Source organism: Syntrophorhabdaceae bacterium (assembly GCA_028698615.1).
Lineage (GTDB): Bacteria > Desulfobacterota > Syntrophorhabdia > Syntrophorhabdales > Syntrophorhabdaceae > Delta-02.
In genome coordinates this window covers 79,244-103,618 of record JAQVWF010000004.1, presented here as the reverse complement: position 1 = coordinate 103,618, position 24,375 = coordinate 79,244, and the positions used below count along the sequence as shown (strand labels likewise).

General features: G+C 54.4%; 21 protein-coding genes. 2 read left to right on the top strand and 19 right to left on the bottom strand.

Going from position 1 to position 24,375, the window contains the following annotated elements:
- Positions 1 to 26: 26 nt before the first annotated feature.
- From PHC90_03030 to PHC90_03010, 5 genes are all read right to left on the bottom strand, one after another.
- Positions 27 to 2,156 carry an ATP-binding protein gene (locus PHC90_03030; protein ID MDD3845317.1) on the bottom strand — a complete coding sequence of 710 codons (2,130 nt, stop codon included), beginning with the start codon at positions 2,154 to 2,156 and terminating at the stop codon, positions 27 to 29.
- An 86-nt stretch (positions 2,157 to 2,242) separates the two neighbouring features.
- On the bottom strand, positions 2,243 to 2,959 hold the full coding sequence (locus PHC90_03025; GenBank protein MDD3845316.1) for a polyphenol oxidase family protein: 717 nt from the start codon (positions 2,957 to 2,959) through the stop codon (positions 2,243 to 2,245).
- A 54-nt stretch (positions 2,960 to 3,013) separates the two neighbouring features.
- Entirely contained in the window at positions 3,014 to 4,015 is a 1,002-nt protein-coding gene (locus PHC90_03020) for an RluA family pseudouridine synthase (protein MDD3845315.1), read from the bottom strand.
- Positions 3,966 to 5,369: an L-seryl-tRNA(Sec) selenium transferase gene (gene selA, locus PHC90_03015; protein ID MDD3845314.1), complete on the bottom strand. Its 1,404-nt coding sequence runs from the start codon at positions 5,367 to 5,369 to the stop codon at positions 3,966 to 3,968. Before selA ends, PHC90_03020 begins: the two co-directional genes overlap by 50 nt.
- A gap of 8 nt (positions 5,370 to 5,377) precedes the next feature.
- The gene (locus PHC90_03010) at positions 5,378 to 7,435 is read right to left on the bottom strand and encodes an acetate--CoA ligase family protein (GenBank protein MDD3845313.1); all 2,058 of its coding nucleotides are present in this window, start codon (positions 7,433 to 7,435) and stop codon (positions 5,378 to 5,380) included.
- A 241-nt stretch (positions 7,436 to 7,676) separates the two neighbouring features.
- Between PHC90_03010 and PHC90_03005 the strand changes: the two genes are divergently transcribed.
- Positions 7,677 to 8,117 carry a C-GCAxxG-C-C family protein gene (locus PHC90_03005; GenBank protein ID MDD3845312.1) on the top strand — a complete coding sequence of 147 codons (441 nt, stop codon included), beginning with the start codon at positions 7,677 to 7,679 and terminating at the stop codon, positions 8,115 to 8,117.
- A gap of 64 nt (positions 8,118 to 8,181) precedes the next feature.
- Complete coding sequence (locus PHC90_03000; GenBank protein MDD3845311.1) at positions 8,182 to 8,568, top strand: hypothetical protein; 387 nt, start codon at positions 8,182 to 8,184, stop codon at positions 8,566 to 8,568.
- Between the two features lie 140 nt (positions 8,569 to 8,708).
- Here PHC90_03000 and PHC90_02995 read toward each other — a convergent pair whose 3' ends face one another.
- The 14 genes from PHC90_02995 to PHC90_02930 all read right to left on the bottom strand — a co-directional run bounded on the left by PHC90_02995 (position 8,709) and on the right by PHC90_02930 (position 24,373).
- Positions 8,709 to 9,929 (bottom strand): tetratricopeptide repeat protein, encoded by a 1,221-nt coding sequence (locus tag PHC90_02995; protein MDD3845310.1) that lies wholly within the window; start codon positions 9,927 to 9,929, stop codon positions 8,709 to 8,711.
- A 240-nt stretch (positions 9,930 to 10,169) separates the two neighbouring features.
- On the bottom strand, positions 10,170 to 11,588 hold the full coding sequence (locus PHC90_02990) for an NADH-quinone oxidoreductase subunit N (GenBank protein MDD3845309.1): 1,419 nt from the start codon (positions 11,586 to 11,588) through the stop codon (positions 10,170 to 10,172).
- Positions 11,589 to 11,642: 54 nt separating this feature from the next.
- Positions 11,643 to 13,217, bottom strand: coding sequence for an NADH-quinone oxidoreductase subunit M (locus tag PHC90_02985; GenBank protein MDD3845308.1), 1,575 nt, complete (start codon positions 13,215 to 13,217; stop codon positions 11,643 to 11,645).
- A gap of 10 nt (positions 13,218 to 13,227) precedes the next feature.
- Positions 13,228 to 15,213 (bottom strand): NADH-quinone oxidoreductase subunit L, encoded by a 1,986-nt coding sequence (nuoL, locus tag PHC90_02980; GenBank protein ID MDD3845307.1) that lies wholly within the window; start codon positions 15,211 to 15,213, stop codon positions 13,228 to 13,230.
- A gap of 14 nt (positions 15,214 to 15,227) precedes the next feature.
- On the bottom strand, positions 15,228 to 15,539 hold the full coding sequence (nuoK, locus tag PHC90_02975) for an NADH-quinone oxidoreductase subunit NuoK (GenBank protein ID MDD3845306.1): 312 nt from the start codon (positions 15,537 to 15,539) through the stop codon (positions 15,228 to 15,230).
- Positions 15,540 to 15,548: 9 nt separating this feature from the next.
- Entirely contained in the window at positions 15,549 to 16,082 is a 534-nt protein-coding gene (locus PHC90_02970; protein MDD3845305.1) for an NADH-quinone oxidoreductase subunit J, read from the bottom strand.
- Entirely contained in the window at positions 16,079 to 16,498 is a 420-nt protein-coding gene (locus PHC90_02965; protein ID MDD3845304.1) for an NADH-quinone oxidoreductase subunit I, read from the bottom strand. Before PHC90_02965 ends, PHC90_02970 begins: the two co-directional genes overlap by 4 nt.
- Positions 16,498 to 17,490, bottom strand: coding sequence for an NADH-quinone oxidoreductase subunit NuoH (nuoH, locus tag PHC90_02960; protein MDD3845303.1), 993 nt, complete (start codon positions 17,488 to 17,490; stop codon positions 16,498 to 16,500). Before nuoH ends, PHC90_02965 begins: the two co-directional genes overlap by 1 nt.
- 3 nt (positions 17,491 to 17,493) lie before the next feature.
- A complete protein-coding gene (locus PHC90_02955) occupies positions 17,494 to 19,902 on the bottom strand; it encodes a 2Fe-2S iron-sulfur cluster-binding protein (GenBank protein ID MDD3845302.1) in 2,409 nt (802 codons plus the stop codon).
- Positions 19,903 to 19,915: 13 nt separating this feature from the next.
- Positions 19,916 to 21,865 carry an FAD-dependent oxidoreductase gene (locus PHC90_02950; protein ID MDD3845301.1) on the bottom strand — a complete coding sequence of 650 codons (1,950 nt, stop codon included), beginning with the start codon at positions 21,863 to 21,865 and terminating at the stop codon, positions 19,916 to 19,918.
- 8 nt (positions 21,866 to 21,873) lie between these two features.
- Positions 21,874 to 23,046: an NADH dehydrogenase (quinone) subunit D gene (gene nuoD / locus PHC90_02945; GenBank protein MDD3845300.1), complete on the bottom strand. Its 1,173-nt coding sequence runs from the start codon at positions 23,044 to 23,046 to the stop codon at positions 21,874 to 21,876.
- Positions 23,047 to 23,538: an NADH-quinone oxidoreductase subunit C gene (locus PHC90_02940; protein ID MDD3845299.1), complete on the bottom strand. Its 492-nt coding sequence runs from the start codon at positions 23,536 to 23,538 to the stop codon at positions 23,047 to 23,049.
- Positions 23,535 to 24,029 (bottom strand): NADH-quinone oxidoreductase subunit B, encoded by a 495-nt coding sequence (locus PHC90_02935; GenBank protein ID MDD3845298.1) that lies wholly within the window; start codon positions 24,027 to 24,029, stop codon positions 23,535 to 23,537. Before PHC90_02935 ends, PHC90_02940 begins: the two co-directional genes overlap by 4 nt.
- On the bottom strand, positions 24,020 to 24,373 hold the full coding sequence (locus PHC90_02930; GenBank protein MDD3845297.1) for an NADH-quinone oxidoreductase subunit A: 354 nt from the start codon (positions 24,371 to 24,373) through the stop codon (positions 24,020 to 24,022). Before PHC90_02930 ends, PHC90_02935 begins: the two co-directional genes overlap by 10 nt.
- Between the last annotated feature and the right edge of the window lie 2 nt (positions 24,374 to 24,375).

The following is a 24,375-nucleotide window of genomic DNA, read 5'->3' as shown; positions in this document are numbered from 1 at the left end:
GGTCATTGGAATTTGGTCGTTGGTTATTAGGTCTCTATAATGGGTATCTCTATGATGAACTTTGCACCTTTCGGTACGTTGTCTTCCACCCTGATCCTCCCATGGTGCTCGAGAATGATGGAGTGGACTATGGCAAGGCCAAGGCCGGTGCCGCCTTTGTCTTTCGTGAAATAGGGATCGAAGACCTTCTCCTTGTCCTGGTCGGGAACACCCCCGCCGCTGTCGGCGAACTCTATGGTGCCGGTGCGCTTCGCCCTGTCATATCGTGTGCGCACCGTGATAGTGCCCGCCTCGCCGTCTATCGCCTTGACGGCGTTGGTGATGAGATTGATAAAGGCCCTTTTGAGCCCATCGCGGTCCACCCTGACAAGAGGGACCTCCCCCGGATCGAAGTCTATCGAGATATTATGATAGAGGTTACGGTAAAGATCGAGGGTCTCGTCGACAATGGCGTTGATACTCTCGAGGGTCCTTGCCTGCGACGTGTGGGTCAGCTTGGTAAGCTCGTTCACTATATCCTTTATGTCAGCCACAGACCGTATGATGACCGACGTCGTCTCATCCAGGATATCTTTGTCGGGACCCGCAAAATTTGCCATAAGCTTCCTGCGGATGCGCTCGGCCGAGAGCACGATCGGGGTCAGGGGATTCTTGATCTCATGGGTCAGCTTGCGGGCCACTTCCTGCCATGTGGCAAGTTTTTCAGCACGTACCACATGGGTGATATCGTCAAAAGCTATGATGAAGCCGGCCACCCGGTTGCTTTCATCCTTGAGGGCCGTCAGGGATGCCCTGAGATAGGTGATGTCCTTTTTCAGGTTGAGTCTTAAATCCTTCGTTATGCTTTCACCCCCGGAAGCCCGCACCTCTCTCAGGAAAGACTTCGTAAGGACCTTGAAGTCGTTGCCGAATACCTCCTTCAAGGACATTCCCTCCAGTTTCTCCCTGTCGACCTTCAGTATCGTGCGCGCGGCGCTGTTCGCAAGAAGGATGGTTCCTCTCTTGTCCGTCGAGATGATGCCCGCCGCCACGTTATTGAGGACGAATTCCAGGGAGCGGGTCTTGTTCTCTATCTCGTCCTTGGCTATCTTGAGCTCCTTCGCCATACTATTGAAGGCCTTCACGAGCGTTCCGATCTCGTCCTTTCCCCGGTCCTCGAGGTTGATGTCGAACTTGCCCCTGGCGATGATGGCAGCGCCTTCCTTCATCTTTTCTATGGGCACGGTGATCTCCGTGGCCATCTTGATGCCCACCCAGAGTGAAACAAAGATCGTGAGAATGGTGATGAGGAACAGCGGGATAATGAAGCTGTACTTCAGGACCTTCTTGAAGACACGGGATTCCTTGAACTCCTTGCTGGTAACAGCGATCTGCTTTATGCGCTCCGCGCCCTTTATCTTTATCGTATCACCAAGAAAGAGCAGCGGGGGGCCGGTGCCTTCCGTCCCCCTCTTGATGTGCATGCCCACCACAAGCATTTCCCCTTCATCGGTGGTGATGATCTCCTGGGATGTCTCGTTGCGGCTGAACAATTTGAGTTTGGAGAGGATCGTCCTGTCGGACTTCTCGGAGCCCCCGACCCTGATCATGGCCGCCGACGCAGGATCATAGACAGCCACGTAACCCAGGAGATGGGTCCTCCTGTACCGTTGCATAAACTTTCTCAGGCTTTTCTCATCCCGCATCATGTCTTTCTTCTCGATCTCTTCCACCATCTGCGCCCCGATCCTCGTATGGCGCTGAAAGACCTCCTCGTAGTGAAGCCTGGAGAGCTCGAGGGCGCTTTCCATGGTGTCCTCCACCTGTTGGCCGAACCACCGCTCCATGCTCACATAGAAGAAGCCTGTCGCCAGAATGAAGAGGGTAAAAGAGGGCACAATGGAGATAAAAAGAAGCGTGGACGTCAGTCTTTTCTTGAGGCCAGATCCCCAGATACCCCTTCTTTTCTCGATATACGCCTTGAGAATGATGCGCGTGATCAGAAAGAGGAGCAGCAGGATCAACAAGAGATTGATGTTAAGAACGACAATGAGAAGCTTGTTCTCCCACACCGGGAAAAACCGCGCGAAGTTAGGCAGCCGCGTCTCGATAAGCACCAACGCCCCGAAGGCGAAGAGAATGAAGACAATAAAGGAAAGTTCTCTCTTGAATTTCATAACAGCGGGTACCGGGTGATAGATGATGGGTAATAGGGAAAGACCTCGTCCCTATCCTTTCCCCATGACCTGTGACCCATAACCCATCACCCTTCCTTAATCGCTACAAAATTCACCTGCCGGGCGCTGCGGGCGCCCTTGCGATAGGAGGCGAAATCGTCGCCGCTGCAGTAGGTGCACAGGCCGGTATCGTAAATGGCTTCGATACCCTCTTCATTGAGGAGGTGCGCGTTTGCGGTCTTGAGGTCGAGGTGAAGTGAACCGTTGACCGAGGTAAAGATGGTTTGAGGGAAACCCTCGCCGATGAATGCTTCTTTGACCTCCTTGCCAACCTCATAACAGCAACCCCGGATGGAAGGGCCCATGAGGGCGACGATGCGCTGCTTCGCCGCTCCCCGCTCGGCCATCATGCCAAGCGCCCTGGAGGTTATTTTCTGAAGGGTACCGCGCCAGCCGGCGTGAAGGATGGATACCATGGGGAAACCGGGGTCGATGAGAACAACGCAGAGGCAATCCGCCGTCTTGATCACGCCGGCAATGCCCCGCTTATAGAGCAGGATCCCATCACCGGTCACGGGCCTGTCGCCGTTGCCGATCACGTGGATATCATTTCCGTGTTCCTGGTGCAGCACAACGGCCTCATTGAGGGAGAAGGCGTCAAGAAATAACTCTCCTTCCCGTCCGAGCAATGCCGGTGACGGTGACCTCCGAGTGAAGAACCCATGGATTATGCCCGCCGCCGTCAGCTTCGGAATATGATAGTATTCCCAGTCGTTTTTCTTCTCAAGAACGAATTCTGTCATTGAAGAACCACCATCTTCATGAAATATATCGTTATGCTGTAGTTTAAGGGTTTTTTAATGCTGTTGTCCACGATGTTTTTCAACAAAATCCCTCATGTCGGCGGGAATGGCCGCCTCAATAAGCACAGGTCTCAAGGTCACGGGGTGGACGAGCTCTATCCGGTAGGCGTGGAGAAGGGGCCTGGGCGCGGACCTCTTTGCCTTCCTGCCATATGTCTCATCGCCGACTACGGGATGGCCGGCATGGTTCAGGTGGACCCGTATCTGGTGTGTCCTGCCCGTTGCGGGATAGGCCTCCACATAGGAAAAACCTTCCAATCTTTCAAGCACTTTGAAACCGGTGACGGCCTGCCTGCCTCCCGAGCGCAATACGGCCATCTTCTTTCGTTCCACGGGATGGCGTCCTATATTGCCCTCCACCGTCCACGAATCGAGAACGGGCGCTCCCTCGACAACTGCCCGGTAGGTCTTGCAAACCTTCCTGTCCTTGAAGAGCCCCGACAGCCTCTCCTGCGTCCTTCCGTCCCGGGCGACGAGAATGACCCCCGTCGTCCCCTTATCCAGCCGGTGCACGATCCCCGGCCTAACTCCCGTCGTCCTGTCCCCGTCTCGTCCTTCCTGCCTTTCCGAACCTGAAACCTGAAACCTGAAACCTTGTCTTTCAAGATACCCCAGAACCGCGTTCACCAGGGTCCCCGAACTGTGGCCGAAAGAAGGATGGACCACCATGTCCGCCGGTTTGTTGACAGCCAGAAAGTAGTCATCCTCGTAAAGTATGTCGAGGGGTATCTCTTCCGGCGCGAGGTCAAGGGGTGCCTCCCTGGGGATCTCTCCCGCAATCTCCATGTGCTCCTTGAGACGTATCGCGGGCTTGGGCGTTCTGCCGTCGACGCGCACATGGCCGCCGTCGATCATTTCTTTCACCTTTGTCCGTGTCAGGGAAAGCTTTTCGGAGAGAAAAACATCGAGTCTTATATCGTTGATGTCGCAGATGATCCTGAAGCTATCAGCCATTTTCAAGAGCGCGGGCCACTGCCGCGGCGAGATCGCCCTCATCCTCCGCGAGGACCGTCCTGATGTCGAGTATGAGCTTCTCCTTTTCGATCCTCCCGATGACGGGGAGCGGAAGGTGGCGCAACTTCGCCTCCAGGGCGTCGATGGTCATTGTCCGAGGCTTCAGGGCCACACCGACGGAGGGGATGACCATGTCAGGAAAACTCCCGCCTCCCACCTCGGAATCAACATCCACTATGGATACGCCCGCGTCAGGGCACTTTTTTCGCAACCGTGATGCGATCCGCCTCGCCCTTTTTGCCAGAACCTCCTTTTCTTCAAGGATCATCCTGATGGTAGGGATGCCGCTGGCCGCCGAATCGGCGTCGAGGCAAAGAAGCAGCGTCGCTTCAAGGCCGGCAAGAGTGAACTTGTCGGGACGGAGGGCCCTCGTCATGGGGTTTGCCTTCATGGCGTCGAGACAATCCTTTTTGCCTATCACGATCCCCGCCTGGGGCGCACCCAGCAGTTTATCGCCGCTGAAGGAAATGACATCAAAACCTTTTCTCAGCTCATCGGGTATCAGGGGTTCACCGGATACCCCGAGACCTTCTAAATTGTAGAAAAGTCCGCTGCCGGTGTCGAAATAGGTGGGTATATTGTATCTTTTCCCCAGCTCGACAAGTTCCTCCGAGGATGCCTCATGGGTAAAGCCGCGGATGCGGTAATTGCTCGTATGGGCCTTCATTATAAGGCCGGTATTGTCACCGATAGCCCGCTCGTAGTCTGCGATGTAGGTCCGGTTCGTCGTCCCCACTTCCTTAAGGGCGGCACCGGACTTTTTCATCACATCGGGTATCCTGAAAGAGCCGCCGATCTCGATGAGCTCCCCCCGGGCGATGATCACCTCTTTTCCCTCGGCAAGGGTGTTAAGGATAAGGAAAACAGCGCCGGCATTGTTGTTGACGACAAGCGCCTCTTCCGCACCGGTGAGCCTCCTGAGGATGGACCGACAGTGATCATACCGACTGCCCCGCATACCTTTTTCAATGTCATATTCGAGGTTGGAGTAGCCCATCGCGACCCCCAGTATGGCATTGATCGCACGACTGGCGAGAATCGACCTCCCAAGGTTGGTATGGATGATAACACCGGTAGCGTTTATGACCCTCTTCAAGCCCGGCTCAATGATGGCGGCCGCGCTTATACCCACGGCTGTCACGATCTCATCAACGGATGGGACGGAGACGACCCGCCCTTCCTTTATGGCATCGCGGAGGGAATCAAGGTGCTCGCGCAGGACATCCTTCGCAATGGATTCGGGACAGGCGGAAACAAGGGACCTCCAGCCGGAGCTTTCCAGTATGGAATCCACCTTGGGTATCTGTCGCAGCAGGTTATTTGCCATGGCTTTCATAGGTTGTATCATACAGCCCAGGGTTTGGCAACTTCCACCTTCGCATCGACAATGACGCACCCTTTCCCCTCGTCGTAAACGATGACCGGGTTGATATCGAGATTGACCACATCGGGATTATCCATAAGGAAATTGGATACCCTGACGATGACATCTTTCAGGGCCTTTATGTCGGCGGGTCTTCTGCCCCGTGCACCCCGGAGAATAGCACTGCCCTTCAGTTCGTCTATCATGGCTCCGGCGGTTTCCTCATCGACGGGAGCAACCCGGATAGACCTGTCGGCGAGGATTTCCACGTATATGCCGCCGAGACCGCAGACCACGACGGGACCGAATTCGTTGTCCTGGCGTCCTCCGATGATGATCTCCCGGCCCCGCGGGGCCATCTTCTGAACAAGGCACCTCTTTGCGTCCATCGCGTCAAAAGCGCGCGCCAGCGCCTCGCGGTCCCCGATATCGAGAAAGACGCCCTTCGCCTCCGATTTATGCAGTATCCCGCCCTGGCCGGCCTTGAGGGCCACAGGATAACCCATACCCTCAGCCCTCGCAATGGCCTCATCGCGGTTCTGCACCGCGGCGTTGTCCGCAACGGGAAGACCCCATCTCGATAAGAAAGAGAAACATTCTTCGGGATCAAGAAAGCGGCAGGAGGGACTCTTGCCGGTTGCAGGCCCCGACGGCTGATGCAATCTCGGAATGGCCCGCCGTCCATACGCTTTCGCCTCATGATGTCTTAAGGACCATTCCAGGGCCCGCACCGCCTGGTCCACATCGGTGAAAACGGGGAAATCCGCCGCCTCCTTGATCCCGAACCATTCCGACCTGTTAGTCACGACACAGAGGGCCACGGGCTTGTCATATAACGGGGTCACCTGAGACACGTAACGGACAAAATCCCTGACCTTGCCGCCGTCACTCTCGGAACTGTAGGTGATAACGAAAACGACCCCGTCTGCTTCTTCCTCCTGAAGGGCCATATCCAGGATGGGGGCGTATTCATTCAAGTCGTAAACGTCGCCGATATCCAGGGGATTCGTCGCCGCGATAACGTTCAGTTTCTTCCGCGTTATCCCCTCGAGAAACTTCTCCGAGAGGCGTGCGAACTCAAAGCCGTACCGTCTCGCCGCATCGGCGCTGAGCACTCCGTGGCCGCCGGAGCGCGAGATAAGTACAAGTCTCCTGCCCTTGAGTATGGGCAAATTGAATATCTTGAAACAATCCACCATCTCCTGGAAATTGGTGACCCTGATGACACCCGCCTGTTTCATGGCGGCGTCGGCCACCTCATCGTCCCCGGCGAGGGCCGTTGTGTGGAATCTTGCTATCTCACCGCTTGACGGACTCCTGTTCGCCTTGAGGACCACGATGGGTTTGTCCGTCGTGGCCGCAAGGCCCATGAAGCGCCTGCCGTCGGAAAAGCTTTCGAGGTAGAGCCCGACGACGCCCGTTTCCCTGTCCTGCAGGAGATATTCCAGGATATCGTTCTCGCTCGTCATGAGCTTGTTGCCGATACTGACAAGCTTCCTCAAGCCCACGTTTTCGACAGAGCAAAGCATGCAGGTATCGTAAAAGATGCCGCCGCTCTGGGAGATAAGCGACGCGGAACCCTTCTTCATGTATTCCGGATCTATTATGAAGAAGGGGAGAATGACGCCGGCCTCGAGGTTGACGATGCCGAAACAGTTGGGACCGACGATCCTCATGCCATAACGCCGTGTTATCGAGAGCACTTCGGCCTCCAGGGATCGGCGGTCGCCGGAGAATTCGCTGAAACCGCCCGATTCCAGGACGACATTGCGTATCCCCTTCTTGCCGCATCTCTCGAGCGTCTCCGGTGCGTACCGGGCAGGCACCAGCACCACTGCCAGATCAGGTATTCCATCGATACCATCAAGGCCGGGCAATATTTTCATCCCGGCGATCTGACCCTGCGTCATCCCGACGGGGTAAACGTTACCCTGAAAGCCGAAGCTGACGAGATTCTCTACAATAACACGGGCAAGATTGGATGGTGTCTCGGAAACACCGAACACGGCAATGCTTTCGGGGTAAAAGAATTTTTCCATCCCAGGTCCTTCGAAAAAAAGATGTGACACGCCCCCCAGTATAACCTGCGAGAGGGGCGAATACAAGGTTTGTCGGGGCCTTCCGCCGTGTTGACATCGATTGCGCCGCTCTGTTACCATTGTGCAAATACTGTGTGCCGCGTCCTTCGGGCCCGATGAGAAGAGCTTCGTATCCGATGCCCTGCCCGGCCATATCATTTGGGAATACCCGGCAAACAGATAAAATTACGGAAGGTATGTCATGACAAGGAAAGATAAGGCCCTCGAGGTATTCGACAGTGGGTTTAATTGCGCGCAATCCGTCCTTTTGGCATTCGCTGAAGAGTTGGGGCTCGACCCCGAAAAGGCGTTGAAGATAGCAAGCGGTTTCGGCGGCGGTATGGGAGCAATGGGCGCCACCTGCGGCGCTGTCACCGGATCGTTCATGGTTATCGGCCTCGATCGCGGGAACGCATCCGGCGACGACAGGGAGACCAAGGATGCCACCTACAGGATGATCAGACAGTTTGCCCGTGAGTTTGAACAGACCCATGGCTCCATAGCCTGCCGGGTCCTTCTCGGGTGCGATATCTCAAGCTACGAGGGATATCACGAGGCACTCACGAAGGATCTTTTCCGGACCCTCTGTCCGAGATATGTGGAGACTGCCGTGACGATACTTTCCCCGATGCTCGGGCGATGAATCGATGCTATACAACGCCATAAAACTGACTGCATTTCCTGGAAAAGGTGATATACTTAAGATTATGAGAAAACTGGCCATCATGGTTGTCGTCTTATCTTGCCTGTCGCTGGCGGCTCCGACCATCTCGGATGCCCGGCGCTATTACGGTCCTTACAGGGGATGCCATGGCTGCGGATACAGCAACGACTACTGGGTGCCTGCAGCCATTGTCGCCGGAACCATTCTCGTCGGCGCCCTGGTAGTAAGTGCAGTGAGCCAGAGTTCACGGCAGCCGACCCAGCCGGCATATCGGCCCATCGACACCAGCCAGCCTTACGCCACCCCCGACCCTGACTTTGTCACCCGCTACAGCAAGAGGGAGACTCCCGGTCAATGGATGATCGTCCCCGGTCAACAGGTCGGAGACAGGTGGGTTCCGGCCCATCGGGTATTCGTTCCTAATCCCTGACAAGATAACAACCAATCAAGAGGACAACGACCAATTTACCAGGGCACTCCTGTTCTCCCGGCCTGCCTTTCTGTCTGGCTACTGATCATTTGTCGATTGGTGATTGTCTTCTTCTTTGGCCATTGCGATCTGGTTATTCGTTATTGTCTCTCTATTTGGTAATTGTCCTTCACGGGAACCTTGCTCTTCTTGTCCTTCATGAATTCCTTGTAGCACGCACTATCACGTATACTGTCAAAATCCTTTTCCCTTGTTACGATCCGGATATCGTGCAGACCCCCTTTTGCATAGGCGGCGTTAAGCCTCCTGCATGCCTCGGCTGTGTTCTTCCTGAGGGACTCCACCCTTGCCAGAAGCATTATCGCACCAAGGTGGCCGGGCTTCAGTTCCAGTGCCCTTTGGAGGTCTCCGGCGCATTCCCCAAGGCGGTCCATCTCCTTGTACAGCGCTCCCCTCGCTACATACAGCCCGGCGCTCAACGGGCTAAGCTCAATTGCCTTCGAGAAGTCCTCCTCAGCCTTGTCCGGCCTTTTGTGAAAGACGTAGGTCAGACCACGCTGGGAATAGAGGACGGCCTGCGTCGGGTCGATCCTGATAGCGGCTGACAGATCTTCAATCGCCCTGCCATACCTCTTCGTGGCGGCATAGATGTCCGCCCTCCCCTGGTAGGCCTGCCAAAAACCGGGAGCGACCTTTACCAGCCTATTGTAGTCCGCGAGCGCCTCCTCGAAGCGCCTCAGCTTCTTTTCCAGAAGTCCCCGGCCGAGAAGACTCAGAAACTCCTTCGGGTTTATCTCAAGTGCCTTCGTATAGTCGTCGATCGCATTCTGCTGCTGATTCATCGCCGCATAGGTATTTCCGCGATAGCTCAATGTCCGGGCATTCCCTGGGTCGAGCTCCACGGCCCTCCCGAGATCCGCGAGCGCCCGGTCGTATTTCATTTCCACATAGGAGATCACGCCTCTATGAGCCAGTGCGGCCGCATTGCCGCCGTTGATCTCGATGGCTTTCGAAAGGTCCGTCCGAGCCGCGGCATAGTCCTTTCTCATCTCATAGATCTCCCCGCGCCCAAGATAGGAGATGTCACTGTTTGGGTCGATCCCTATGGCACGCTCAAAATCAGCCATGGCCTCCTGTGGCTCACCGAGCCCCTTGTACGCGAATCCCCGCCACGCGTAACGGGCGGCCAGAGCTTCCCTCGACAGCTCTCCCACTCCTATCGCTGCAGTGCACTCTTCGACTGCCTTCTGAAATTGCCCCTCCATTACAAAGTCTCGGCAATCTCCGCCCGCGGACGCAATGCAGAAGATCAACCCAAGACTACCGGTCACTACGACAAACGCAACGAGCAAAAGCCTCATGATATCCTTCCCTCCCAAACTCCTATCAAACCTCCGCATACTTTACACTATCGCGCTGAAATATCAAGAAACAACGGATGACAGGGATGGCGGTGTCCATTTCCCCGTCCAGCATTACGACAGGCTGGTGAGCCAATATACCCCTGCCCTCAAACTGAGCGCTGCGCGTGTATTTACGAAGAAAATATCGTGACTCGTGGGACGGGAAAAAGACAGATCAAGGCCCTTCCAGGCACCCGATCAGCTGAAGATACCAACTGCCTTCTGGGCGATAAGAACGAAAGCCTTCGGGAAGATACCCATGTACAGAAGAGCCCCTATGCAGATAACCATAACTATCCCGTATTGTGGGGCCTTGTCAACTGCACCCGGCTCGCCTATGGTTTCCCTGAAATACATGTACATCATGACCCTGAGGTAGTAATATGCGGCCACGACACTGTTGAGGAACCCGATTATCGCCAGCCAGTAAAATTCAGCCTTGACGGCGGTACTGAAAACATAGAACTTCCCCATAAAGCCCGCCAGCGGCGGCACCCCGGCAAGAGAAAGAAGGAATACGCTCATACACAGGGCGACGAAGGGATGGCGCACACCGAGTCCGGCATAGCTGTCTATGTCGCTGCCTGTATCACCCGTCTTTGCCAGGATGATCACTACGGTGAAGGCGCCGATATTCATAAAAGAATATGCCATAAGGTAATAGAGCATGCTCGATGCGAGTGCCCTGTCGCCCGTTATGAAGGCAACGAGTATGTATCCGGCATGGGCTATGCTTGAATATGCCAGCATCCTCTTCACATCACGCTGCGCCAGCGCCGTGATGTTTCCCACGCACATCGTCAGAACCGCCAAGACCCAGATGATCTCGGACCACCCGAAGTGAAATGGTATGAAGGCGGTGAAGAAGACCCGAATCAAGGCACCGAATGCGGCGGCCTTCACCCCTGTCGCCATGTAAGCCGTGATTGATGTGGGCGCGCCCTGATAGACATCGGGAGTCCACATGTGGAACGGTACCGATGCAATCTTGAAGCCGAAACCCACAACAAGGAAGCCCATGCCAATTACAAACATCGTCGCCGAGAAAGGCTGTTTCGCAAGGAAATACTTCTTCAGTTCCACGACATCCATGAGTCCCGTCGAACCGTAAACCATTGCCATCCCGTAGAGAAGAAACGCCGTGGCGAAGGCACCGAGAAGAAAATACTTCAATGAGGCCTCGACGGATGCCATGTTGTTTCTCAGGAGCCCGCAGAGGACATAGATCGATAGGGACATGACCTCGAGGCCGATGAAGATCGTGATGAAATGGTGTGAAGACGTCATGACCATCATGCCAAGTACACCAAACATCAAAAGGGAATAATACTCTCCCGAACCAATCCCCTCCCGATCGGCATACCTCATCGATATGATACTGACAAGCATAAGAATGGCAAGAAAGAGAACCTTAAAAAAGGTCCCGTAGTCGTCAATGGTGTACAGCTGGTTGAAAATATCGAGATTTGTTCCCCAGAGGTTCACCGCAAAATACAGGGCGCAGGCAGTGCCGATGACTGAAAGTATCCCGGAAACCTTGAAGGAGGTGGAGCCCTTCGTCAGACCGCCTACTATCAGCAGCACAAGTGCCCACCCGGTCAACATGATCTCGGGCATTATCCATCCAAAGTCAGAAACAGCAGGTATTGCAACGTCCATTAACAGGCACCTCTATCTCGTCATATTCTTGTTCGCTATTTCCTTGGCCACCCTGGCTCCGGCCGCGTCCTGCTCCAAAACACGAACCTGCGCGCTCTTGGTCTTCACGAAGGCCAGGTATTCCGCAACGGTAGTGTCCATCTTCTTAAAGAACATCTTCGGGTATACGCCCATCAGGATTATGAAGAATACCATGGAGACAAGTATCAATATCTCCCGGCCGCCCAGATCTTTCAGATTCCTGTTCTCTTCCTTCGTGATCACCCCGAACATGACCCTCTGGAACATCCAGAGCATATATACCGCTCCCAGAATGACACCCGTCGTCGCCAGCGTCCCATACACCACATTGCTCTTGAATGCGCCCAGCAGAATTAGAAACTCCCCCACAAACCCGTTCGTTCCGGGAAGGGCGATCGACGACAGAGTGATGATCATGAAGAATACCGCAAAAATCGGCATTACCTTCGCAATCCCTCCGAAGTCGGATATCATTCTCGTGTGCCTTCTCTCATATATCATTCCCACGATGAGAAAAAGTCCGCCGGTGCTTATGCCATGGTTGAGCATCTGGTAGATGCCGCCCTGAACGCCCTGCATATTGAAAGCAAAGATACCGAGCATGACATAGCCGAGGTGGCTCACGCTGGAAAAGGCGATCAGTCTCTTCAGGTCGGGCTGCATCATACTGACAATGGCGCCATAAATGATTCCGATAACCGCGAGTATGGACATGAGCGGTACTGCGTCTATTGCCGCAGCCGGGAAAAGCGGGATCGCAAATCTTATGAAACCGTAGGTGCCCATCTTTAAAAGCACTCCGGCAAGGATGACGCTGCCCGCCGTCGGCGCTTCCGTGTGCGCGTCCGGCAACCAGGTGTGCACCGGGAACATGGGAACCTTGATGGCAAAAGATAGCGCAAAGGCCCCAAAAAGCCAGTACTGCTTCACGATGGGAATGCTCGCCTTATAGAGCTCAAGCACGTTGAATGTGTAAACCCCCGTGCTGTTGTAATAGAAAAAGTACAGGGTCAGGATCGCGACAAGCATGAGAACGCTTCCCGCCATGGTAAAGAGGAAAAACTTTATGGCCGCGTATACCCTTCTCGGACCTCCCCACACACCGATAAGCAGATACATGGGAATCAACATCAATTCCCAGAAAATGTAGAAGAGCACGAGATCGAGGGCGCAGAGCGTTCCAATCATCGCCGTTTCAAGAAAAAGGAATGTAATGTAGTATTCCTTCACTCGATCCTCAATGGCCTTCCATGAACACAGCACACAGATAACAGTGAGAAACGTGGTCAAGAGAACAAGAAGAAGGCTTATGCCGTCTATGCCGAGCAAATAGCTTATGCCCCATTCTGGAAACCAATCCGCCTTTTCGACAAACTGCATTGTCTTTGCCGCGTCATCGAATTTGAAGAAAAGAGGGATAGACGCCGCAAGCTCTATCAGGGAAATGACGAGAGTAAAGATTTTGATGAACTGACTGTTTCTGCGATTCGCAAATAGCAGGATCACTGCCCCGAGGAGCGGAAAATATATGAGAAAGCTGAGTATTGGGACCGACATAACCGTCATGCACACACCTTCACAAGATTCTCGAGATAAGATAGCCGATAACGATGATCGCACCGAATATTATCGCAAACGCATAGCCCTGCACCAGCCCGTTCTGCACCTTCCGAATAAGACCGCTGATACCCGACAGTGCCCCGGCTATTCCGTTTATGATGCCGTCAATGATCGTCTCGTCGAAAAAGTCCTTACAGACCTTGCCAACCTTGAACAAACCCTTTACGAATATGAACCCATAAAACTCGTCGACAAAATACTTGTTATGTACCAGCGTGAAAAGCCCATGGAACTTCTCAACAAACCTCTTCGGCAGTTCAGGGTTCTTCACGTAAAACAACCATGCGATGAATATGCCGAGAAGGCCGATGATAATAGCACCGATCATCAACATCATCTCTGCTCCACCCGCTGCCCCATGGCCTTCCGCAGTCGATGCAAAGGCCGTGCTGACGATACCGAAACCGCCCGAATGCACCGTCGCTGCCGCTGCATGATGACCGAAGACCGGCTCCAGCCATTTCTCTATATGATTCGCGCCGCCCAGCACCTGCGGCACACCAACGTAGCCGCCAACAATGCTGAGAACGGCCAGGATCATAAGCGGGATCGTCATCACCTTCGGCGATTCATGGATATGATGTTTGACCTCTTCCGATGCACGGCACTCCCCGTGAAAGGTATTGAAGAACATTCTGAACATGTAGAACGCCGTCATCCCAGCAGTAACGGCACCTATAAACCAGAACCAGAAGCTGTGGTGCCTGCTATAGGCCATCCAGAGTATCTCGTCCTTGCTGAAGAATCCGGACAAGCCTGGTATACCGGCAATAGCCAGGCAGGCAATAAAAGTCGTCCAATATGTGATGGGTATCTTCTTGCGCAGTCCACCCATCTTCCTCATATCCAGTTCGCCGCTCATGGCGTGCATCACGCTGCCCGCCGCCAAAAAGAGCAGCCCCTTGAAGAAGGCATGCGTCATGAGATGGAAAACGCCCGCCGCATACGCCCCCGCGCCGACACCGACGAACATGTAGCCCAGTTGACTTACCGTCGAATAGGCGAGAACCCTCTTGATGTCGTATTGGGCACATCCGATCGTTGCGGCGAAAAACGCCGTCAGAAGGCCGACAACCGTTACGATAAGCAACGTTGTCGGGGCAAGCACATAGAGAAAGTTCAAACGGGCGATCATGTAGACACCGGCCGTGACCATCGTTGCCGCGTGGATGAGGGAGCTGACAGGCGTGGGGCCTTCCATCGCGTCCGGCAGCCACACATAGAGAGGTATCTGGGCAGACTTTCCCGTTGCTCCCACGAAGAAGAGAAGAGTTATTGCCGTCGCCAGACCAGGCCCTATCAAATTCACATTTGCCTGAAGCTCGGAAAATTTCAAGGTCCAGACCCCCGCCGCTCCAAGTGTCCCAACCAGCAGGAAAACGCCGAGGAGGAAGCCGAAATCCCCGATCCTGTTGACAATGAACGCCTTCTTCCCAGCGTTCGATGCGGAGTCCTTCTCATACCAGAATCCTATAAGGAGATACGAACAAAGCCCCACCCCCTCCCATCCCACGAACATGAGGAGAACGTTGTCACCCGTCACGAGGGTAAGCATCATGAAGACGAAGAGGTTGAGGTACGTAAAGTATCTCCTGAACCCCGGATCGCCATGCATATAACCCGCGGAATAAATATGGATCAGAGAGCCCACACCGGAGACAATGAGGCACATGATGATCGACAGAGCATCGATCCTGAAGCCGATCTCTGTCTTAAAATCGCCAGAGACGATCCAGTCGAAGACGGTCATTTCATAGACCCTGCTCTCAGCCGGAAGTTGCAGAAACTGCACAAAAATGATTGCCGACACTACGAAAGATGCTATCACGGAAAGGCATGCGACCCAGGCAGTAAGCGTCTTAGGGAAGCGTACACCAAGAAGACCGTTTATTATAAACCCGATCGCAGGAAACGCCGGTATAAGCCAGATAAGGTCAGCCATTTAAAACCCCTTCTTTAGCCCTTAAGCAGATTAAAATCGTCAACGTGTACCGTGCCCTTCAACCTGAATATGAGCACGAATATGGCGAGCCCCACCGCCGCCTCCGCCGCCGCAACGGCCATAATGAAGATAACGAAGATGGTCCCGTCCAGGGAATTGAGAAAACTTCCCGAGGTTATGAAGCTCAGGTTAACGGCGTTCAGCATGAGTTCGATGCACATAAAGATCACGATCGCATTCCGCCGCGTGATGACACCCACCGCTCCCACGGTGAACAGCACCGCCGAGAGCAAGTAATAGAGGGTCTGCGGTATCTCGGGCAACATTTCTATCTCCTAGTCCTTTCTTTTCCTGGCAAGCATCACAGCCCCGACGATGCCTACCAGAAGAAGTATCGAGGCAACCTCGAACGCGAACACATATTTGCCGTACAGCAAACTTCCCACCGCCCTCGTATTGCCCAGTTCAGCGAGTTTCTCAGTGCTGTAGCTGCCCATTTGCCCCACGCTGCCGTATGTAAACACTCCTGCCAGGATCTGCAGGAAAAGCATTACCGTGATGATCCCTCCCATGAGCTTCGCAAAGGAAAGTTTCGACTTCCATTGTGCTCCCCATTCGAGATGTATCAGCATGATCACGAAGAGCACCAGCATCATTACCGCCCCGGCATAGACCATAACCTGGGCGACCGCGATGAAGGTTGCGTTGAGCAGTACATAGAGGATCGCGACGGAAAAAAAGGTCACGATCAGCCAGAGGGCGCTGTGGATAGGGTTTTTCCTTGTGACGATCATGAGCGACGAACCCGTCGCCATAAGGGCCATTACAACAAAGATAAACCATTTGAATCCGATACCGATGCCGATCATTTTTTATCCTCATACATGGCAAGGAGTTTTTTCATATCCAGAACAAAATCCTCTTTCCGGTAATATGCCTGCTCATAGTCTTTCCCGAGATTGATGGCGTTCACCGGGCAGGCATCCTGACAGAACCCGCAGTATATGCACCGCCAGGGATCGATCTCGTATTTCAGCGGGTAGCGCTTCCCGTCAAATTTCTCGCCTATCTCCAGGGTGATGCACTGGTTGGGACAGACTTTAACACACAGGCCGCAGGCCACACAGGCCGTTTCTCCGGCCTCGTTCTTCTTGAAATAGTGTATGCCCCGCCATCTTTCGGGAACCTCATGCTTGTGCTCCGGGTATTGATAGGTTATGGGCTTCGTGAAGACTCTCGTGAACGTAAGCCGAAGACCCTTGAGGAGCGGCAGGATCACTTTCATTACAGCACCCCCAGTGCCACGAGGGCGGCGGTGACAACAACATTAAGAAGGGTAAGAGGCAAGAGCACCTTCCATCCGAAATGCATGATATGATCGTATCTCAACCGTGGAAATGTACCCCTCTCCCAGATGAAGAAGAAGATGACCACAAAGACCTTTATCACGAACCATACCGGTCCGGGCAGCCATGGGCCCATCCACCCTCCGAGGAACAGGGTGGTAACGATCGCCGCAACGGTAAACATGTGCGCGTATTCGGCGATCATGAAGGTCGCAAACTTCATGCTGCTGTACTCGATGTTGAAGCCGCACGCAAGTTCGCTCTCCGATTCCGGCATATCAAAAGGCGTTCTGTTGATTTCCGCCAGTCCGGCCACGATGTAGAAGATGAAGCCGAAGGGGTATTTAACGATGAACCACATTCCGTCCTGCGCGGCAACGATCTCGCGAAGGTTCAGCGACCCGGCAAGAATGATGGTTCCGATCACCGCGAGGCCCAGGGCCACTTCGTAGCTTATCATCTGTGCAGCGGCGCGCAATGCTCCGAGCACGCCGTATTTGTTCCCCGAAGCCCACCCGCCGAGAACGACGCCATATTCACCCAGAGTCGCCATGGCAAGAAGGTAAAGCAACCCCGTATCAATATCTGCGATGACAAGCTTTATCTCTCTGCCGAGGAGAGTGATCGTTCCTCCGAAGGGAACCACGGCAAACAGGCTGAGCGCAGCGAAGAGTGATATACCGGGTGCCAGGACGTAGAGTGTCTTGTCAGCTTCATCGGGTATGATGTCTTCCTTGAAGAAGGACTTGACACCATCAGCAATAGGCTGGAGAAGACCGAAGGGACCCACTCTGTTCGGCCCGAGCCTCACCTGCAAACGGCCGAGAAGCTTTCGTTCGAGGAGCGTGGTATATGCCACGAAACCCATGAGAACGAGAACTACGACTATGTTCTTGACCACCATTTCGATTAACGTGTAGAACGGTTCCATGCCTTAACCCTTTTTAACCGTCACTGCGATGTGTTTACCGTATCCATCGGTCAGTTTCAATATGTCCTGCCTGTTCCTTAACATCCTGTATTCAAGCACTCCCCTGCCAAGACCTTCCCTGATCGTGGCGGGATGCTGCAGAACCCCCTTATCCGATTCAACGACGACCTGGCCGCCGTCGGATATTCCCAGGGCCGCCGCGTCCTCCGGGGAAATGAACAGCTTGTCTCCTGCAACGGCGGGGTTCTGGAGGTACACCATCTTCGAGTAAACTCCCTTGCCCGCCAAATGATGGTGAAAGAATACATTCCTCAAAACAAGAGTGAAGGGCTTCGCCGATCCTTCCGGTGCGGCCTTCTCCGATGAAGCAAAGTGCGCCGTGCCATCCGTCGGCTTGAGCATCGCCCTGCCACCTTCATTTTTCACAAGGATCTCTTTTCCGAAGAGAACCGTCGAGGCCTCGGCCTCGTCTCTATACAGGCCGCCGCCAAGACGGTCAAGGAGCAGCCTCAGGAACTCGAATCCCGGCGATGAACTCCCCTTCGCCCGTCCCACCTTCCGCATAAAACCATCCTCGGCGACAAAGCTGCCTTCCTTCTCTGCAAAACTTCCTGCGGGCACAACGACGTGGGCGTATGCTGAAGTGCCCGTGGCGAACAAGTCGCACGCGGCCACAAATGCCTTCTTTTTCAGTGATTCCTCGACACCTTTGCCCCCAAGATAATGAAAGGGATCGTCTTCGTAGATGAAGAGGCCCTCTGCTTTTTCCAGCACCTCTCCGGAACCGACGGCATCGGGCAGAATGGAAAGGACACCGACGGCGTTCGACTGCAGGGCGATAGGCATCACCACTCCCGTTCTTTGAACCCCTTTTACAAGACAGAGATTCAGAAGGGATTCCATGCTCTCCGTCTTGCTGCTGATACCTGTGCCGAATATGACGGCAACCGAGGAGGCCGCGGCAAAAAGGGCATAGAACCTGTCGACGCTCTTCTCGTCAGCGCCGCTCCCTTTTGCGGCATCCGCCTTCCCTCCCGCGGCATAACCGGAAAAACCATCCAGATTCTGAGCTTCCGGGTCGCTCTTCTTGTCTGCGATCAACTGTGAAGCGATACCATTGAAGAACAGCGCGTCTGTCCCGGGGGCCACTTTGACCCACACATCGCTGACCCGCGTAAGGGATGTGGCGGAAGGATCAATGACGGCGACCCTGGCGCCCCTGCCCTTCACCGCCTCACGCACCTTGTTCCCGAGGAGATGATTGTTTCCGAGGAGATCGCCGCCGGCGACAACCACCAGGTCACACTTGCTCAGGGCATCATATTCGTAGGGATAGCGGATACCCATCCGGCGCAAAGTTTCCAGCACTTTACCCGTATGGTAATACCCGGCAGTCCCGAACTGGCTTTTTGAGAACCTCTTCCCGATCTGCGATATCATGTAGGCCTCTTCGTTCGTCGCCCGCGAAGATACGACAAAACCGATGGCCTTGCCTTCCTTGTCCAATTTCGTGAGGGCCGATGCGGTCGCTTCTACGGCCTCGGCCAAAGTAGTTTCGACCGCTTGAGCACCCTCTTTGACGGTGGGTGCCGCAAGTCTCGCCTCATTATTTGCAAAGTCATACCCGAACCGTCCCATCACGCACAGCGAACCCCTGTTGGGCAAACACGACGGACTGGTCACGACCTTCGTTATGAACCTGTCCTCGTAGACATCAAGATCCAGTGAACAGCCAAAACCACAATGGGGGCAGGTCGTTGTCTGGCGTTTTGTCTGCCATTTCCTGCTCTTCAAGGAACTCTCCTGTTCCGTGAGGGCGCCCACGGGGCACATAGAAAGACATTCGCCGCAGGAGATGCAGTCCTCGGGGACCTTCGGGGCCATCGCAGCTTCTATTCCACTACCGGCGAGTTCCAAGACCCTCCGTCCGGAGACTTCCCGGCAGGCATGAACGCACCGCAGACACAGGACACACCTGTCTTCGGAATATCTTATAAGCGCTGTGGCATAGGCTTTCGCCTTTTTTGGCTCCCTGTCGGCGGCAAGGTCGACGCATTCTATCTTATGTTCAAATACGAGGTCCTGCAGGCGGCATTCGCCGGCAGAATCACAGATGGGACAGTCAAGGGGATGATTGACGAGGAGGAACCTGAGATACTCCTGACGCATGCCGAAAAGCTTTTCTGACCGGGTCGTCACCGATATGCCCTCGGCGGCGGCAGTAGTACAGGATGCCATGGGTTTTTCGTACCCGTCGATCTCAACGATGCAAAGCCTGCAGGAGCCAATGGGGAGAAGGTTCTCATGGTAGCACAGCGTGGGAATGTATATATTGTTATCCCGCGCAGCCTCGAGTATGGTCTTGCCTTCTTCGGTCTTTATCTCTTTGCCGTCTATCTTGAGTGTTATCATTCCCGTTCCCTTTTCAACCAACCGCAATCATACCTATTCTGTAACAGCGAAGGCACCGCGACGCCTCTGTGATCGCCTCATCGGTACGGAAACCCTCTTCCACCTCTGCGAAGGTCCATTTTCTGACCTCGGGGGCCATCGGCCGCAGAAGAAGTCGTGCCCGATCGCCCAGAAAACCGACATTTTCGTTCTTGTCGTAGACCTTGACATCACCGAAGAACTTTACGAACTTCTCACTCATGCGGGCCTTCGGTTTCTCTCCCTTCAGATACTCATCGATCTTCCAGGCAGCGCGCTTCCCGTTTCCGCAGGCACGAACGAGAACATCGGGACCGGTCTCGCAATCGCCGGCTGAAAACACTCCGGCAACGTTCGTCTCGAAGGTCTCCTGGTCAACCTGGAAGGTCTTCCATTTTGTTATAGTGAAATCCTCCGTTCTATCCAGAAAAGAAAAGTCGACGGCCTGCCCGATGGCCGGGATGAGAATGTCTGTTTCGATCACGAATTCAGAGCCCGGGACCGGCACCGGCCTCCTGCGGCCGCTCTGGTCAGGTTCTCCCAATTCCATGCGAATGCATTCCACGCCGACCACTTTGCCATCCTTTTCAAGGATCCTCGTGGGGTTGCACAGATAGTGGAACTCAACGCCCTCTTCCTCTGCCTCGTGGATCTCCACGGGATCGGCAGGCATTTCTTTCTTGGTGCGTCTATAGACCAGGTGGACATCGGGCTTGCCTATGCGGAATGACGACCTCACGCAGTCCATTGCCACGTTGCCGCCGCCGACAACGACAACTTTTTTGCCCTCAGGATAGGGATCCTGCCCATTGTTGATGTCAAGAAGGTATTTCACGCCGGCTATAAAACCGCGGTAACCCATGTCTTCGCCCTGAACACCCATAGGCGACGAACTGTGAGCACCGACACCGATGAAGACGGCGTCGAAATCCTTGCGGATCTGATCGATGGTTATATCTTTGCCCAGGGTCACGCCATAGCGCATGGTTACCCCGAATGACTCCACCAGGGCACCCTCACCGCCCAGGACAACTCTCGGCAAACGATAATCGGGGATGCCGACCGCGGCCATACCGCCCGGTTCGCCGAGCTTCTCGAAAACCGTCACCGGGTAACCCATCTGGGCAAGGTAGTATGCACAGGAAAGTCCGGCAGGGCCGGCGCCGATAACGGCAACTTTCTTGTTCTTGTCTATCTTTGCTTCAATGTTGCGCCTAACATTCTTCTCTATTTCGTAGTCTGCAACAAACCTCTTGAGGCTCTTTATGGATATGGCCTCATCGATGTTAGCGCGCCTGCAGTTGGATTCGCAGGGCCTGACACAAACCCTTCCCAGGGTGCCGGCCAGGCACGTATTCTCACGTATTGTGGCGAGGGACTCGGTGAACCTCCCCTCGCTTACTGCCTCCACATACCTCGGAATATCGAGCTGAGTGGGGCAGACGCTCATGCAGGGGGCCGTGACGGAGATCCGGTATTCGCCTGACTTCGCCTTGCGCCCTTCCCCTATCGACCGGTCAAATTCGGGCCCAAAGAACGAAAGCGCCTGAAGCAGGGGTACGAAGCCTGTCTGCCCGATCTGGCATTTCGATCCGTCCTTTATGCTCGTCGCAATGCCGGGGATCCTCTCGAGGTCTTCCTTTTTTCCGCGACCTTCGGCGATACCCCTCAAGATGCCCAAAATGACCTTGCTTCCTATCCTGCAGGGTACGCACCTTCCGCAGGATTCCTTCTGGACCGCCTCGGCATACTTGACTGACATGTCGATGATATCCACGCTCTCATCGCAAAGGATGATACCGTCCCATCCCATGAAAGCCTTGACGGGAACGCCCTTCTCAAACTCTCCGGGGAGTTTTACCTTGGGGGCATCGAAAGACTCGCGGGCCTTGCCCCTGTTGTCTATTATCTCACCCTGCCAGGAACTGAAGATCACGTCTGCCATAATCAACCTTATTTATCGATTTCGCCGAGAACTATGTCGGCGCTTCCTATCGCTGCCACTACGTCGGCCACCAGAGCTCCCTCGATCATCTTCGCTATGGAGCCGAGATTGAGAAATGAAGGCGGACGGATCCTTACCCGGTAGGGCGTCTCCGAGCCGTCACTGACGATATAGAACCCCAGCTCACCCTTTGAAGACTCGATCGAGGCGTATGCCTCGCCCTTCGGCGGCTTGATACCGTCGGCCATTATCTTGAAGTGGCGGATAAGGGCGGCCATGTCTTTGCCCACATCTTCCTTCTCCGGGGCCACATATTCAGGAGCATCAACTTTTATTGGCCCCTCCGGGAGCCTATCCATAGCCTGGGTGACGATCCTTATGGACTGCCTCATCTCCTGCAGCCGCACAAGGTACCGGTCGTATATATCGCAGTTCGTGCCAAGAGGTATCTCAAAATCGAATTCCTCATAGCTCGAGTAGGGATATGCCTTGCGAACGTCATAATTGACACCGGAAGCCCTGAGAACGGGGCCGGTGACGCCGTACCCGATGGCGTCTTCGGCGCTCAGAATGCCGACGCCTTTCGTCCTTCCCTTCCATATTACGTTTTCCGTGAGAAGGGTTTCGTACTCATCGATCCTTCCCGGCAATTCTTCGATGAATGACTTCGCCATGCCGATAAATCCATCGGGAAGCTCTTCCCTGAGGCCGCCGAAGCGTATATAATCCGGCATCAATCTGGCGCCGGAAACCGTCTCCAATACCTTGAGGCAGTTTTCCCTTTCACGGAACCCATAGAAGAGAACGGTCATCGCGCCCATATCGAGGGCGTGCGTCGCGACCCACAGGAGATGTGCGGCAATGCGCTGGAGTTCGCAGAGCATAACACGGATATACTGGGCCCGTTTGGGTATCTCGATACCGAGGAGCTTCTCTACGGCCAGACAATAGGCCAGGTTGTTGGACATGCCGCTCGTGTAGTCCAGCCTGTCCGTAAGCGGCTGGCCCTGCCAGTAGGTCCTGTTCTCAAAGATCTTTTCTATGCCGCGATGGAGGTACCCGATATGAGGTGTGCTCGATATAACGGTTTCGCCGTCAAGCTCGAGGACAACCCTCAATACCCCGTGGGTAGCGGGATGCTGCGGCCCCATGTTGATGGTCATGTACTTGGTGTCAGCCATTTATTCCTTCTCCAGGTCCACCACGAAGGGCTTGTCAAAATCATCGCCTTCGAGGGGAAACTCCTTGCGCAGCGGATGACCGACAAAATCATCGGGCGTATATATCCTGCGCAGATCGGGATGGTTAGCGAAAGGCAGACCGAACATGTCGTAGATCTCCCTTTCAAGAAAGTTGGCCGCCGGCCACAGGTCGCTTACCGTGTCGATACCCTCGTCCCCGGTTCTGGTCTTTACGACAATCCTCGCGTTATGCTTCGTTGAGCGCAGGATATATACGACCTCGAACCTTGGTTCTTCACCCGTGTAATCCACGGCAAAAAGGTCGACAAGCATGTTGAAGGAGAGGTCCCGGTCGTACCTGAGATGATCGAGGACTTCACGTATGCTGCCCCTGTCCACCATTGCACTCGGCTCGCCGGGGGGCGTCGGTACGATCTTTATTCCTGCTGCTTTACCGGTGAGTATTTTCAGAAAATCGCTGTTATCGCTCATGCGCTCTTCCCCGGCAGTGATATCAGGGGTCTGTCCTTGATGGTTTCTTTCTGGATCTTCTTTTGAAGCTCTATTATGCCCTTCAGCAAAGCCTCGGGCCGCGGGGGACATCCGGGAACGTAAACGTCCACGGGTATTATCTGATCGACCCCCTGCACGACGCTGTATGATTTGAAGATGCCGCCCGATGATGCGCATGCTCCATATGCAATGACCCATTTGGGGTTCGGCATCTGTTCGTAAATCCTCCGAACCACAGGGGCCATTTTTTTCGTCAGTGTTCCTGCCACTATCATCAGATCGGATTGCCTCGGCGACGGGCGGAATACTTCAGCGCCAAAGCGGGCGATATCGTACTCCGCGGAACTTGCCACCATCATCTCGAGGGCGCAACAGGCAAGGCCGAACGTGACGGGGAAGAGAGAATTCTTCCTGGACCAGTTTATGATCCAGTCAAGGGACGTTACCAATACGTTCTTTTCTACTCCCATTCCAAAGCACCTTTTTTCCAGATGTAGATATATCCTATGAAAAGTATGAAAACGAAGACCAGCATCTCGATGAACCCGAAAAGCCCCAGTTTGCGGGAAATGACAGCCCAGGGATAGAGGAAGATAATTTCAATATCGAAGACGAGGAATAACATGGCCACGATATAGTACCGAATGGTCATGATCCTGCGGGTGGGACCGCTTGTCGTCATGCCGCATTCGTAGGGTGCGAGTTTTACCTTGCTTTTCGTCCTGTCCCCGAGGAGGTGTGAGGCTCCGATTATCACGGCCGCAATGATTCCGGCAAGGCACATCATGACAAAGATTGCTACATACTCGAGCATGT

Bases quoted from the DNA above. Each gene is read 5' to 3' on its own strand.
- PHC90_03030 (MDD3845317.1), bottom strand. From the start codon at position 2,156: ATGAAATTCAAGAGAGAACTTTCCTTTATTGTCTTCATTCTCTTCGCC.
- PHC90_03025 (MDD3845316.1), bottom strand. From the start codon at position 2,959: ATGACAGAATTCGTTCTTGAGAAGAAAAACGACTGGGAATACTATCAT.
- PHC90_03020 (MDD3845315.1), bottom strand. From the start codon at position 4,015: ATGAGGGCGATCTCGCCGCGGCAGTGGCCCGCGCTCTTGAAAATGGCT.
- selA (MDD3845314.1), bottom strand. From the start codon at position 5,369: ATGAAAGCCATGGCAAATAACCTGCTGCGACAGATACCCAAGGTGGAT.
- PHC90_03010 (MDD3845313.1), bottom strand. From the start codon at position 7,435: ATGGAAAAATTCTTTTACCCCGAAAGCATTGCCGTGTTCGGTGTTTCC.
- PHC90_03005 (MDD3845312.1), top strand. From the start codon at position 7,677: ATGACAAGGAAAGATAAGGCCCTCGAGGTATTCGACAGTGGGTTTAAT.
- PHC90_03000 (MDD3845311.1), top strand. From the start codon at position 8,182: ATGAGAAAACTGGCCATCATGGTTGTCGTCTTATCTTGCCTGTCGCTG.
- PHC90_02995 (MDD3845310.1), bottom strand. From the start codon at position 9,929: ATGAGGCTTTTGCTCGTTGCGTTTGTCGTAGTGACCGGTAGTCTTGGG.
- PHC90_02990 (MDD3845309.1), bottom strand. From the start codon at position 11,588: ATGCCCGAGATCATGTTGACCGGGTGGGCACTTGTGCTGCTGATAGTA.
- PHC90_02985 (MDD3845308.1), bottom strand. From the start codon at position 13,217: ATGACGGTTATGTCGGTCCCAATACTCAGCTTTCTCATATATTTTCCG.
- nuoL (MDD3845307.1), bottom strand. From the start codon at position 15,213: ATGGCTGACCTTATCTGGCTTATACCGGCGTTTCCTGCGATCGGGTTT.
- nuoK (MDD3845306.1), bottom strand. From the start codon at position 15,539: ATGTTGCCCGAGATACCGCAGACCCTCTATTACTTGCTCTCGGCGGTG.
- PHC90_02970 (MDD3845305.1), bottom strand. From the start codon at position 16,082: ATGATCGGCATCGGTATCGGATTCAAATGGTTTATCTTTGTTGTAATG.
- PHC90_02965 (MDD3845304.1), bottom strand. From the start codon at position 16,498: ATGAAAGTGATCCTGCCGCTCCTCAAGGGTCTTCGGCTTACGTTCACG.
- nuoH (MDD3845303.1), bottom strand. From the start codon at position 17,490: ATGGAACCGTTCTACACGTTAATCGAAATGGTGGTCAAGAACATAGTC.
- PHC90_02955 (MDD3845302.1), bottom strand. From the start codon at position 19,902: ATGATAACACTCAAGATAGACGGCAAAGAGATAAAGACCGAAGAAGGC.
- PHC90_02950 (MDD3845301.1), bottom strand. From the start codon at position 21,865: ATGGCAGACGTGATCTTCAGTTCCTGGCAGGGTGAGATAATAGACAAC.
- nuoD (MDD3845300.1), bottom strand. From the start codon at position 23,046: ATGGCTGACACCAAGTACATGACCATCAACATGGGGCCGCAGCATCCC.
- PHC90_02940 (MDD3845299.1), bottom strand. From the start codon at position 23,538: ATGAGCGATAACAGCGATTTTCTGAAAATACTCACCGGTAAAGCAGCA.
- PHC90_02935 (MDD3845298.1), bottom strand. From the start codon at position 24,029: ATGGGAGTAGAAAAGAACGTATTGGTAACGTCCCTTGACTGGATCATA.
- PHC90_02930 (MDD3845297.1), bottom strand. From the start codon at position 24,373: ATGCTCGAGTATGTAGCAATCTTTGTCATGATGTGCCTTGCCGGAATC.